This window comes from Sphingomonas sp. 1F27F7B (genome assembly GCF_005503355.1).
Taxonomy (GTDB): Bacteria; Pseudomonadota; Alphaproteobacteria; order Sphingomonadales; family Sphingomonadaceae; genus Sphingomonas.
Map to the genome: position 1 here is coordinate 99,105 of NZ_SCMK01000006.1, position 12,221 is coordinate 111,325.

A 12,221-nucleotide genomic window follows, 5' to 3' on the forward strand; every position below is an offset into this window, starting at 1 on the left:
AATGCGCGCCGCCCGGATCAGGCCAGCTCGACCAGCTGCACTTCGTACTGGGCGCGGCGCAGCGCGGTCATCAGCCGGTCCAGATGGTCGCGGTCGCGCGTCTCGCACTCCACGTCGAGGCTCAGGCCCTTGGCCGGCAGATTGGTGAAGATGCGCTGATGCGACAGCTCGAGGATGTTGACCGAGAGCTGCTCGAAGATCTGCGCCACCTTGTAGAGCGCGCCGGGCCGATCCTGCAGGCGGATGCGCAGCCGCGCCATCCGGCCCGAGCGGGCAAGGTCGCGCAGCAGCACATAAGCGAGCAGCCGCGGATCGATATTGCCGCCGCACAGCACGATCCCCACGGTCTTGCCCCTGAAGCGCTGGGGCTCGGCGAGCAGCGCGGCGAGGCCGGCGGCGCCGGCGCCCTCGACCACCGTCTTCTCGATCTGGAGCAGCAGGCTCACCGATTCCTCGAGGCGGCGCTCGCTCACCAGCACGATGTCGTCGACCAGCGCCTCGACCAGCTTGGCGGTGATGCCGCCCGGCTGCTTCACGGCGATGCCTTCGGCCAGCGTGTCGCCGGCGCAGGGCATGTCGGTGTGGTGGATGCGGTTGTACATCGACGGGTAGAGCTCGGCCTGGACGCCGACGACTTCGATGTCGCGCCCTTCCGACTTGGCCACGGTGGCGCAGCCCGAGATCAGGCCGCCGCCGCCGATCGGGATGATGAGCGTGTCGATGTCCGGCACATCCTCGATCATCTCGAGCGCCACGGTGCCCTGGCCGGCGATGATGCGCGGATCGTCGAAGGGATGGACGAAGGTGAAGCCGTGCTCGGCTTCCAGCTTGCGGGAATGCGCATAGGCGGCGTCGAACGTCTCGCCTTCCAGGATCACGTCGGCGCCGTGATGCTCGGTCTGCGTCACTTTCACGATCGGGGTGTTCTTCGGCATCACGATCGTGCTCGGGATGCCGAGCCGGGTGGCGTGATAGGCGAGGCCCTGAGCATGGTTGCCGGCCGATGCGGCGATCACGCCCTTGGCGCGTGCCGCCTCGTCCAGCTGGAGCAGCGTGTTGAGCGCGCCGCGCTCCTTGTAGGCGGCAGTGAACTGCAGGTTCTCGAACTTGAGATAGACCGTCGCGCCGGTCAGATCCGACAGCGTCTTGCTGACCAGCGTCGGCGTCCGCACGATCTGGCCCATGATGCGCACCTGCGCTGCACGGACGTCGTCGATCGATACGGAGAGCGGCTGGGTCGCCGGGACTGTCTTGCTGGCCATGATTCCGCTCGCCTAGACCATCTGGAGGCGGGGGGAAACCACGCTTCTGCGATGAAGGCCATGTTCGTCGGGCATGAAGGCGCCGTATCTGGCGTGCGGGGAGAACAGGCCCTATGCCCTGGCCCATGCTGAAGCGCCTCCTGCGGCTGTTCGCCGCGCTCGCCCTCCTCCTAGCACCCGCCGCCGCCATGGCGGACGGGCTGATCGACAACGTCAACGGCATGACGCTGGACGAGAAGGGCGACGTGGTCCGCTTCAACGGCATATTGTTCAACCGCGAGGGCCAGGTCACGGCCCTGCTCACTCGCGAGCACAAGCGCCCCAAGAAAGTCGAGTGGAAGCTCGACATGGGCGGCAAGACGCTGCTCCCGGGCATGATCGACGGGCATGGCCATGTGATGGGGCTGGGCGCGCAGCTGCTGCTGCTCGATCTCTCGGCCACCACGTCGCTCGACGAGGCGCTGGCGAAGATCAAGGCCTATGCCGATGCCAATCCCACCAAGTGGATCATCGGCCGCGGCTGGAACCAGGAGACCTGGAAGCTCGGCCGCTTCCCCACCGCGGCGGAGCTCGACCGCGCGGTGTCCGACCGGCCGGCCTGGCTCCAGCGAGTCGACGGCCATGCCGCCTGGGCGAACAGCCGCGCGCTGCAAGTCGCCGGCGTCACCGCCGCGACCAAGGATCCGGCCGGCGGGCGTATCGAGCGCGATGCCAAGGGCGTGCCCTCGGGCGTGTTCGTCGACGGCGCCACTGCGCTCATCGACAAGTTCGTGCCCCGGCAGACCCCGCGCGAGCGCAATGCCGCCTTCCTCGCCGCGCAGGACCGGCTGCTGTCGCTCGGTATCACCGCCACCGCCGACATGGGCACCAGCGTCGACGACTGGCTCACCTATCGCCGCATGGCGGACCTGGGCCAGCTGCGGATCCGCATCATGAGCTATGCCAGCGGCGTCGAGACCGCGCTGGCAGTGGCGGGGCAGGGGCCGACGCCCTGGCTCTATGGCGACAAGCTGCGCATGGGCGGGATCAAGCTCTACGCCGATGGCGCGCTGGGCAGTCGCGGCGCGTGGCTCAAGGCCGCGTATAGCGATGCGCCGGGCGAGAAGGGACTGGGCTTCCTAACCGACGACCAGCTCCTCAACATGATGACGCGCGGCGCGATGGACGGTTTCCAGATCGCGGTCCACGCGATCGGCGACCGTGCCAACCAGCAGGTGCTCGACGCGGTCGAGGTGTTGTCGGACACCTATAAGGACGATCGCCGCTGGCGGATCGAGCATGCCCAGATCGTCGATCCCAAGGATCTGCCGCGCTTCGCCAAGCTGGGCGTGATCGCGTCGATGCAGCCGGTCCACCAGACCAGCGACATGAAGATGGCCGAGGCCCGGCTGGGGCCCGACCGGCTGGCCGGCGCCTATGCCTGGAAGACGATGCTCCGGGACGGCACGCGCATCGCCTTCGGCTCCGACTATCCGGTCGAGAGCCCCGATCCCTGGGCGGGCTGGGCGGTGGCGTTCACGCGCACCGATGCCAATGGCCAGCCCTTTGGCGGCTGGCGGGTCGAAGAGGCGGTGACGCGCGAGCAGGGCTGGGCGGGCTTCACCACCGGCGCGGCCTGGGCCGGCTTTGCCGAGAAGCAGATCGGCCGCCTCGCGCCGGGCATGCGCGCCGACTTCATCATCGTCGACCGCGATCCCCTGCTCGCCTCCCCCGCGGATCTGCGCGGCACGCAGGTGCTCGAGACCTGGGTGGGCGGCGCGCGGGTCTTCGTGAAGAAATAGGCGGGCGGATGCGGGTTGCGATCGGGCAGCTGGATCGACTGCTGCGCCTGCGCCAGCTTTCCGGCACCAATTGGCGGGAGCGTGCCGTCGCCGCGCTGGGGGCTTCGCTTGCCATTGGCGCGGCCGGGGCGATCAGCGCGCTGATCGTCGGCAGCCATGCGGCATTGCTGCTCGCCGCGCCGATCGGGGCGTCGGCGGTGATCCTGTTCGCGGTGCCGTCGAGCCCGCTCGGCCAGCCCTGGCCGGTGATCGGCGGCACGATCCTGTCGATCGCCTGCGGGATCCTGGCGACGCAGCTGCTCGGGCACGGCCCGATTGCCGCCGGCCTGGCGGTGGGCGGGTCGATCCTGGTCATGTCGGCCACGCGCTCGCTGCACCCGCCCGGCGGCGGCTGCGCGCTCCTGGCCGTGCTCGGCGGCCCCGAGCTGCTCGCCAAGGGCTATTGGCTTGCGCTGGTGCCGGGCGGGCTCAACGCCGCATTGCTGGTGGTCGCCGGCCTGATCTTCCACCGCTTCTCGGGTCACAGCTACCCGCATCGCCCGGTGCCGGTGCCCGCCGATCCCCATATCCTGCCCGAGGATATCGATGCGGCGCTCGAGGCGGCGCATGAGAGCTTCGACGTGAGCCGCGAGGATCTCGCCGCGCTGCTCGAGGCGGCGGAACGTCACGCAGTGGCGCGGCGGCGGCGCAGATGAGCGAAAGGCCGCGCTCCCTTCGGACCGCGGCCTCGCCAACCCCCGTTGAAATCACTGTGTCAGGCGACGGCCGAAATCGGCTCCTGGCCTTCGGCGCCGTCCGGCTCGCGCAGCACATAGCCGCGGCCCCAGACGGTCTCGATGTAATTCTCGCCCTCGCATGCCATGCTCAGCTTCTTGCGCAGCTTGCAGATGAACACGTCGATGATCTTGAGCTCGGGCTCGTCCATGCCGCCATACAGGTGGTTCAGGAACATTTCCTTGGTGAGCGTCGTGCCCTTGCGGAGCGAGAGCAGCTCCAGCATCGCATATTCCTTGCCGGTGAGGTGGACGCGGGCGCCGTCGACTTCGACCGTCTTCGCATCGAGGTTCACCGCCAGCTTGCCGGTGCGGATGACCGACTGGCTATGGCCCTTCGAGCGGCGGACGACCGCATGGATGCGCGCCACCAGCTCCTCGCGGTGGAAGGGCTTGGTGACATAGTCGTCGGCGCCGAAGCCGAACGAGCGCACCTTGGAATCCATCTCGTTGATGCCGGACAGGATCAGCACCGGCGTCTGCACGCGGGCGACACGAACCTTCTTCAGGACATCATATCCATGCATGTCGGGCAGGTTCAGATCGAGCAGGATGATGTCGTAGTCATAGAGCTTGGCCAGGTCCAAGCCCTCCTCGCCGAGGTCCGTCGTATAGACGTTGAACCCCTCGGTCGTGAGCATCAGCTCGATCGCCTTGGCAGTGCTCGGCTCGTCTTCGATCAACAGCACGCGCATCGTCAAAGTCCCCTTGCCCGCAGGCTGCCTTGCCCCAATGAAAGGCATGCCTTGGAGCGATTCATTAACCTAAGCGTGTCTGAAGGCAAAAGGTTAATTTCTCCCTAACCGGCCTGAATCCACGAGTCGTAGGGAATCTACCTAAGCGGGGACTCAGATGCGTTACGGAGTCGAGTCATTTTGATGGAATGCGCCGCAGCTCTTGCGAAGGCTCTCCGAGAGGAATTCGATCAATGCCTCCACCCGCGCGGGGCGCAACGTGCCCGGCGGCGTCAGCAAGTGGATCGCTGCGGCGCTGGCCGACCAGTCCTCGAGAACCGCTTCCAGATTGCCCTTGGCGAGTTCGCCCCTGATCATGAAGTCGGGCAGGCGGGCGATGCCCAGGCCGGCGCGCAGCGCAGGGATCATCGCGTCGCCGCTGTCCGTGCGGATCGGTCCTTCCACACGCACCGCGGCTTCCTCGCCGCCCGCCTTGCGGAAGCGCCACACATCGGGGTTGGATGTGTTGGTATAGACGAAGCACGCATGATGGGCGAGGTCGGCGGGGTGGCGCGGCCGGCCGACCCTGTCGAAATAGTCCGGCGACGCGACGATGTGCATCACCACCGGCCCGAGACGGCGGGCACGCAGCGAACTGTCGGGCAGTTCGGCGATGCGCAGCGCGATGTCGATCCCTTCGCCGACGATGTCGACGAACGCATCGGACAGGCGCAGCTCCACCTTGATGCCCGGATAGAGCTTCATGAAGTCGGCCAGCACCGGCGCCACGGCCTGGATGCCGAAGGTCAGCGGCGCGGCGACGCGGACCAGCCCGGCGGGTGCGCTGGCGGATTCGAACGCGGCTTCCTCCGCCGCCTGGCCCTCGCTCAGAATGCGCTGGGCATGTTCGGCGAGGCTGCGGCCACTGTCGGTGAGGGTCAGCCGGCGCGAGGTGCGGTGGAAGAGGGTAGTGCCGAGCTGCCCCTCCAGGCGCGTGATCGCCTTGGAGACAGTTGCCTTTGAAACGGCAAGGGCGTCGGCGGCGGCGCTGAACGAGCGGTGCTCCACCACCGCGGCGAAAACGGCCCAGGCCTCGAAGTCCGGTAGCTTCATGCCGGATGCGTAACACGGAAACGATCGGTTTCCAACGTTTCCATTTACCGCGCGATCCGGCGGCCTATCTTCCTGTTCAACACAGGAGGTTCAGACCCCATGATCGACAAACGACCCTTTGAAACGCTCGGCCATGCCGACCATGGCTGGCTCAACGCGCGGCATCATTTCAGCTTCGCCGACTATTATGATCCCAGCCGGATGAACTGGGGCGCGCTGCGCGTCTGGAACGACGACGAGATCGCCGCCGGGGCCGGATTCCCGCCGCATCCGCACCAGGACATGGAGATCATCACCTATGTCCGCCAGGGTGCGATCACGCACCAGGATTCGATGGGCAACAAGGGCCGCACCGGCGCCGGCGACGTCCAGGTGATGAGCGCGGGCACCGGCGTGCGCCATGCCGAGTATAATCTCGAGCCCGAGACGACGACGCTTTTCCAGATCTGGATCATGCCGCGCGAGCGGGGTGGCCAGCCGAGCTGGGGCGCCAAGCCTTTCCCCAAGGGCGATCGCTCGGGCAAGTTCGTCACGCTGGCGAGCGGCTTTGCCGACGACGAGGACGCGCTGCCGATCCGGGCCGATGCCCGGGTGCTGGGCGCCACGCTGAAGGCCGGCGAGAGCGTCACCCATGAAGTGGGCGCCAACCGCCACGCCTATCTGGTGCCCGCGGTCGGCAGGATCGAGATCGACGGCGAGCCGGTCGATGCCCGTGACGGCGCCGCGCTCACCAGCGGCAAGACCTACACCATCACCGCGATCCAGGACGCCGAGCTCGTCCTGGTCGACAGCGAATAATCAGGAAGGGAAGCATCATGTCGAAGATCCTCGTTCTCTATTACTCGTCCTATGGCCACCTCGCGAAGATGGCTGACGCCATGGCCGAAGGCGCGCGCAGCGCCGGCGCCCAGGTGGACGTCCGCCGCGTGCCGGAGACGGCGCCGTTCGAAGTGGCGCAGGCGGCCGGCTTCGTCGCCGATCACAGCCATGCGGTGCTCGAGGATGTGGGCGAACTCGCCGGTTATGACGGCATCATCGTCGGCGCGCCGACCCGGTTCGGCCGCATGGCGAGCCAGATGGCTTCGTTCTGGGACCGTGCCGGCGGCGTCTGGTTCCAGGGTCAGCTCAACGGCAAGGTCGGCGGCGCCTTCACTTCGACTGCCACGCAGCATGGCGGGCAGGAGACGACGCTCTTCTCGATCATCACCAACCTGCTGCATTTCGGCCTGACCGTCGTCGGCCTCGACTATGGCTTCCAGGGACAGTCGGGCGTCGGCGAAGTGAAGGGTGGCTCGCCTTATGGTGCCACCACCATCGCGGACGGCGACGGCAGCCGCCAGCCGAGTGAAGTGGAGCTGGACGGCGCCCGCTACCAGGGCCGCAGGATCGCCGAGCTGGCCAACAAGATCGCGGCTTCCTCCCGCGAAGTCGAGACCGCGTAATCTCCCCCTCCTGGCGCGGTCTCCAGGGACGGCGGCCGGACCTCGTGTCCGGCCGCCGTTTTCATTTGCGCGCGCGGGGCGGCGGGAAGCGCCGGGAAGCTCGCCTGCGCCGCGGCGAAGCGGGCACGGGCGCCGGGCGCCCCCACCCAGCGCCAATGCCAGGGTTCCCAGCCCACGCCCTGCTTGTTGCCTGCCGGAAAGGAGAGTTCGAAGCCGAACTCCGGCGCCCGGCGCATCAGCCACTGCCCGCCCGGCGTGGATGCGAAGCACTGCTCGACGGCGCGGCAATGCTCGCCGCGCTGGACGAAGTCGATCGCATAGCCGGTGGCATGCTCGCTATAGCCCGGAGGCGCCACGAAACGGGCCCGCAACGCTGCTCCCACGTCGCAATCGCCGGCCCCGGCGCAGAATACACGGCGCTGATGCGCGATCGAACGGAAGCAGGACAGGGCACCGAGCGCGATTCCTTCCGCACGCGCCGCGGCGAGCAATCGCTCGAGATCGGGTACCGCCGCGCGCGCCATGACGCAGCCGGGCAGCGCCGGCACGGGCTGTAGGTCGGCCGGGGCCGCCTCCCCATAGGGAAGGTGGTTGAACAGGCGCGTCACGGAAGCGGTCGCGGGCGGCGGGGCATCTTCCCGGGCATACGCGGTCAGCGGCAGAAGCGAGAGCAGGGCCAGGGCCGAAAGACGCATACGCAACCTCACGACGCTGCCGAAAGGGCATCATCCGTTCAAACGCGGTTCAAGCGAAAAGGCTCACGCAACTTTGCACATTGCTGTGTCGTTGCGCAGCTGTGTCCATAGGGTCCAAAATAGGCCCGCCGTTGCAGCAGAGGGAGAATGATCATGTTTCTACGAGTTTCATGCCTTGCCTTGTCCGCGGTGCTGTTGAGCACCACCGCTTCGGCGGCGCCGGCACCGAACCACGCCGCGCCCGCCGCCATGCAGCGCGTGGACGGCAACAATGTCGGCCGCGTCCGCCACAGCGGGGGCGGCGCCTTTGTCGAAACGCGTCCCGGCCGCTGGGTCGAGTTCGCCGATGACGGCACGCTCATCCACCGCTTCGACGAGACCAACCGCAGCCGCGACGCGGTCAACCTCTACGATCCGTCGCGCGGCGCGCGCGTGCGCCTCGACCTGCGCCGCGGTGACATTTCGGGCGTGCCGCGCTCGGGCCCGCCGCGTTTTCTCTACCGTATCACCGACGTCGACCCGCGCCGCTCCAGCGGCTGGGGCGACAATGGCGGCTGGGGCGAAGGCGGCTGGGGCCGTCCGGGCGGCGGTCGTCCGGGTGGCGGCGGCTGGGATCGTCCGGGCGGCGGCGGCTGGGATCGTCCCGGCGGTGGCGGCTGGGATCGCCCCGGCGGCGGTCGGCCGGGTGACGGTCGCCCCGGCGATGGCCGTCCCGGTGACGGCGGCGGCTGGGGCACCGGTGGCGTGATCCGCGACATCGAGGTCGGGCCGCTCTGGAACCAGTCCGACGCCGATCGCAAGTGCCGCGACACCGCCCGCGACATGCGCGGCGAATGGACCGGCAACTGGCGCACCACTGTTCAGGGCCGCCAATCGGTCTGCTCGATCCGCTTCCAGCGCTGATCGGTATCCACCACCGCTGGCGCTCCGGCGCCGGCGGTGGCATGGGCAGGCGATGTTCAAGGATCGCGTGCTCTTCATCGACGGCGAGGCATTGGTGATCGACAAGCCCGCGGGCCTGCCGGTCGATCGTCCGCGGGATCGCGCGGAGAGCCTCGAGGACCTGCTCGACCAGCTGACCTTCGGCTTCCAGCGCCTGCCGGTGCCCGTCCACCGGCTCGACCGCGATACCAGCGGCTGCCTGCTGCTCGCCCGCAACCCCAAGGCGCTCAAGCGCTTCGCCCAGGCCTTCGAGACCGGGGCTGTCGCCAAGCGCTATCTGGCGATTCTCGACGGCGAGCCCGGAGAGGACAGCGGCACCATCGACCTGCCGCTGGCCAAGGTCTCGACGCGCGAGGAAGGCTGGCGGATGGTCGGCGATCCCCGGGGCAAGCCTTCGATCACGCGCTACAAGGTGATGGAGCGCAAGGGTGGCAGGAGCCTGGTAGCCTTTTATCCCGAGACCGGCCGCACCCATCAGATCCGGGTCCACGCCGCCGAAGGGCTGGGCGTGCCGGTGATGGGCGATCCCGTCTATGGCCGGGGCGGGCCGGCGATGATGCTCCATGCGATCGAGCTGACCGTGCCGCGCGAGGGCAAGGACGATATCCACGCCACCGCCCCGCTGCCGGTGCGCTTCCACAATGCCGGGTTCGGGGCCGGGTTCGGGGCCGGGTTCGGCCGTGGTTGAAATCCCCGACGAGGCGATCGTCGAGGAGAAGTTCCTCGCCTCGACCGGGCCGGGCGGGCAGAACGTCAACAAGGTCGCCACCGCCGTCCAGCTGCGGATCGACGTGTTCAGGCTGGGGCTGGCGCCACACGCCTATCAGAAGCTCAAGACGCTGGCCGGCACCAAGCTGACCGCGGGCGGCGAGCTGGTGATCACCGCGCGCAAGTTCCGCACCCAGGAGGCCAATCGCGCCGATGCCCGCGAGCGCGTCGCCGAGCTGATCGCCAGGGCCTATGAACGCGATGCCAAGCGGATCAAGACCAAGCCCAGCAAGGCCGCCAAGGCGCGGCGGGTGGACGAGAAGAAGGGCCGCAGCGCAGTGAAGGCGGGCCGGGGCAAGGTGCGGCTCGACTAGGGCGGGCCGCGCTCGATGCCCGAGCCTTTGCGAGCCGCGGCGGCTCCTGCCTATATCGCCGACGGACCGAATCACCGGAGCTGTCGCAAGAGTCGCCAAAGGTAGCGAAAGTCGCCCATGGACCCTCTCTTTGCGGCGGCTCATTTTCCCTCCTTTCCCGGAAACGCGCCGCATCCCGCAACATCCTTGCGCGCGCGTGATCCTATCTTTCCAACAGCACCAAAAAGAGCGGCCGGGCATGACCCTGGCTGCGCGAGCCAAGCAGGCGAAATCCTACATTGCAAGTGGTGGGCGGCCGGGCGATTCGGGACCGGACATCCTGGAGTTAAATCTCGATCAAGACTTTGATTTCTTTCGTCATCCCCGCGCAGGCGGGGATCCAGGGCCAAGAGTGGGGTGCGTGCGGCGGGGCCAACCCTCTCCGGAGAGCGTTCGCGTGATGGCATCCATATCCCGCACTATCCTGGATCCCCGCCTGCGCGGGGAGGACAAGGTTTGCTGAAGGAGTCTTGACCCTAGCCTTCCCGCTCCTGCCAGCCGCGCGGGCTGGTGCCGGTCCAGCGCTTGAAGGCGCGGGAGAAGGCGCTGGGATCGGAGAAGCCGATCAAATAGGCGGTCTCGTTCACCGAAGTCCGGCCGCCGCTCAGATAGTTCAGCGCCATGCGATGGCGGAGCGCGTCGAGCAGGGCTTCATAGCCCATATCCTCGTCCTTCAGCCGGCGCTGGAGCGAGCGCCGGCTGGTGCCGAGCTTCCGGGCGACTGTCTCCATCGCGACATCGCCCTTGTGGAGCATCGGAATCAGCACGGCTTCGACCCGGCCGCGCATCGACTTGGCATTCTCCAGCTCGCGCATCAGCCGGTCGGCACGTTCGCTGAGCACTCCGAAGGCGTAGCGGCTGGGATTGTGCAGCTCGATACCGAGCCAGGACGGATCGATCCGGATCGCGTTGCGATCGCTGGCGAACGTCACCGGCGTGCCGAAGACGGCCGCATATTCGGCGGCATGGGCCGGGGCGGGATGGGTGACGTGCACGGCCAGCGCGAAGGGCGCGTCGGGGAAGTGACGCCGGGTTTCGCCGATGAAGCGCGCCCAGGTCGCCTCGGTCATTTCGGGAAAGGCGTCCGGATCGGCGCGGATATCGGTCAGCCAGGTGCCGCCGTCGCGCTGCTCGATCCGGAAGCGCGGGCCGGTCATCGCCAGATCGACTTCGGCGACGAGCCGGCCATAGCGGTTCAGCTCGGCCAGCGCCTCGCCCATGGTTGGGGCCGCATAGCAGATCAGGCCCACCACCGAGAATTCGCGAAAGTCGTTGCCCGCGCCCAGGTGCAGCGCGAGCCCGGGCATGCGGCACAGCGCCTGTGCGGTGTGCATCAGCGCCTGGTAGCGGGCGAAGGGCACGCGGGCATCGGGATCGGCGAGGCCGGCCGGATCGATCCCCGATCGCCGCGCCAGTGCGTCTGCATCGGCGCCGCGCGCCAGGGCGAAGCGCCACAGATAGCCGGCATAGCCCGCCGAGACGGTCGGCGCTCCTTGGCGCGCAAAGTCATGCTTTCCGGTCGGCGCGGTCATGTCCGCCGCCAGTCTCACCGGGTTATCGCCCTGCTGGCAAGTCCGGGAGGGAAGATGACCGACAAGACCGTCGCGGCGTGGAGCGGAAAGGCGCTCAAGGGCTCCGCCCTCTTCTGGTTCGCCGTCGCCACGATCGGCCAACTCGCCTTCGTCGTCTATATCGTCGGCTTCTACGGCCGGGCCGCGGTGGAGGGCGATTTCGAGCGGTGGAACGAAGTACTGGTCGGCGGCTATGTTCCCGGCGGGCTGGCCGGCAACCTCGTCCTGGCGATGCATCTGCTGCTCGCCGCCGTCATCACGCTGGGCGGGCCGCTCCAGCTCGTTCCCGCGATCCGCCGCCGCTGGCCGCGTTTCCATCGCTGGAACGGCCGCGCCTATATGCTCACCGCGCTGCTGATCAGCCTTGGCGGGCTCTACATGGTGTGGACCCGGGGCACGGCGGGCGGCCCGTCGCTGCGGATCGGGATCAGCCTGAACGGGCTGATGATCATCGGCGCGGCAATGGTCGCGTGGCGCCTTGCCCGCCGGCGCCGCTTCGCCGAGCATCGCCGCTGGGCGCTTCGCAGCTTCGTACTGGCGAGCGGCGTGTGGTTCTTCCGCGTCGGGCTGATGTTCTGGATCCTTGCCAATCGCGGGCCGGTGGGCATCGGGCCGGACTTTGACGGCCCCTTCGTCCGCGCCTGGGCCTTTGGCTGTTATCTCGCGCCGCTGGCGATGCTCGAACTCTATCTGGCCGCCGAACGGCGCGGTCCACTGCCGCGCTTCGCCGCCGCCGCGGGGCTGGGGCTGCTTACCCTTGCGGCCGGGATCGGCATCTTCGGGGCAGTGATGGCGATGTGGCTGCCGCGCCTGCTCGGCTGACCCCTCCCGCCTGGGGATCGGATCG

13 protein-coding genes are annotated in these 12,221 nt (G+C 68.3%); 8 read left to right on the forward strand and 5 right to left on the reverse strand.

Features of this window, described 5'->3' with window-relative positions:
- Positions 1–17: 17 nt before the first annotated feature.
- Entirely contained in the window at positions 18–1,262 is a 1,245-nt protein-coding gene (locus FFS08_RS07545) for a threonine ammonia-lyase (RefSeq protein WP_137861429.1), read from the reverse strand.
- Between the two features lie 125 nt (positions 1,263–1,387).
- Between FFS08_RS07545 and FFS08_RS07550 the strand changes: the two genes are divergently transcribed.
- The gene (locus FFS08_RS07550) at positions 1,388–3,043 is read left to right on the forward strand and encodes an amidohydrolase (RefSeq protein ID WP_137861578.1); all 1,656 of its coding nucleotides are present in this window, start codon (positions 1,388–1,390) and stop codon (positions 3,041–3,043) included.
- A gap of 8 nt (positions 3,044–3,051) precedes the next feature.
- On the forward strand, positions 3,052–3,738 hold the full coding sequence (locus tag FFS08_RS07555; protein ID WP_137861430.1) for an HPP family protein: 687 nt from the start codon (positions 3,052–3,054) through the stop codon (positions 3,736–3,738).
- A 59-nt stretch (positions 3,739–3,797) separates the two neighbouring features.
- Here FFS08_RS07555 and ctrA read toward each other — a convergent pair whose 3' ends face one another.
- Positions 3,798–4,511 carry a response regulator transcription factor CtrA gene (gene ctrA / locus FFS08_RS07560; protein ID WP_137861431.1) on the reverse strand — a complete coding sequence of 238 codons (714 nt, stop codon included), beginning with the start codon at positions 4,509–4,511 and terminating at the stop codon, positions 3,798–3,800.
- 162 nt (positions 4,512–4,673) lie between these two features.
- A complete protein-coding gene (locus FFS08_RS07565) occupies positions 4,674–5,603 on the reverse strand; it encodes a LysR family transcriptional regulator (protein WP_137861432.1) in 930 nt (309 codons plus the stop codon).
- A 99-nt stretch (positions 5,604–5,702) separates the two neighbouring features.
- Here FFS08_RS07565 and FFS08_RS07570 point away from each other — a divergent pair, with 99 nt between their 5' ends.
- Complete coding sequence (locus tag FFS08_RS07570) at positions 5,703–6,401, forward strand: pirin family protein (protein WP_137861433.1); 699 nt, start codon at positions 5,703–5,705, stop codon at positions 6,399–6,401.
- A 17-nt stretch (positions 6,402–6,418) separates the two neighbouring features.
- Positions 6,419–7,045 (forward strand): NAD(P)H:quinone oxidoreductase, encoded by a 627-nt coding sequence (gene wrbA, locus FFS08_RS07575; RefSeq protein WP_137861434.1) that lies wholly within the window; start codon positions 6,419–6,421, stop codon positions 7,043–7,045.
- Here wrbA and FFS08_RS07580 read toward each other — a convergent pair.
- Complete coding sequence (locus FFS08_RS07580; protein ID WP_137861435.1) at positions 6,973–7,740, reverse strand: M15 family metallopeptidase; 768 nt, start codon at positions 7,738–7,740, stop codon at positions 6,973–6,975. The two genes, wrbA and FFS08_RS07580, sit on opposite strands and share 73 nt — an antisense overlap.
- A 153-nt stretch (positions 7,741–7,893) precedes the next feature.
- On the opposite strand from FFS08_RS07580, the gene FFS08_RS07585 reads away from it, so the two are divergent.
- From FFS08_RS07585 to arfB, 3 genes are read left to right on the forward strand one after another with little or no spacing between them, the layout of a single operon-like run.
- Complete coding sequence (locus FFS08_RS07585) at positions 7,894–8,643, forward strand: mannan-binding lectin (protein WP_171012516.1); 750 nt, start codon at positions 7,894–7,896, stop codon at positions 8,641–8,643.
- A 52-nt stretch (positions 8,644–8,695) separates the two neighbouring features.
- A complete protein-coding gene (locus tag FFS08_RS07590; RefSeq protein ID WP_137861437.1) occupies positions 8,696–9,370 on the forward strand; it encodes an RluA family pseudouridine synthase in 675 nt (224 codons plus the stop codon).
- Positions 9,363–9,764, forward strand: coding sequence for an alternative ribosome rescue aminoacyl-tRNA hydrolase ArfB (arfB, locus tag FFS08_RS07595; RefSeq protein ID WP_137861438.1), 402 nt, complete (start codon positions 9,363–9,365; stop codon positions 9,762–9,764). The genes FFS08_RS07590 and arfB overlap by 8 nt, the downstream gene beginning before the upstream one ends.
- Positions 9,765–10,279: 515 nt before the next feature.
- Here the strand turns inward: arfB and FFS08_RS07600 are convergent.
- Entirely contained in the window at positions 10,280–11,335 is a 1,056-nt protein-coding gene (locus tag FFS08_RS07600) for an AraC family transcriptional regulator (protein ID WP_137861439.1), read from the reverse strand.
- A gap of 54 nt (positions 11,336–11,389) precedes the next feature.
- Here FFS08_RS07600 and FFS08_RS07605 point away from each other — a divergent pair, with 54 nt between their 5' ends.
- Positions 11,390–12,196, forward strand: a complete 807-nt coding sequence (locus FFS08_RS07605; protein ID WP_137861440.1) for a DUF2306 domain-containing protein — start codon at positions 11,390–11,392, stop codon at positions 12,194–12,196.
- The last annotated feature ends 25 nt before the right edge of the window (positions 12,197–12,221 follow it).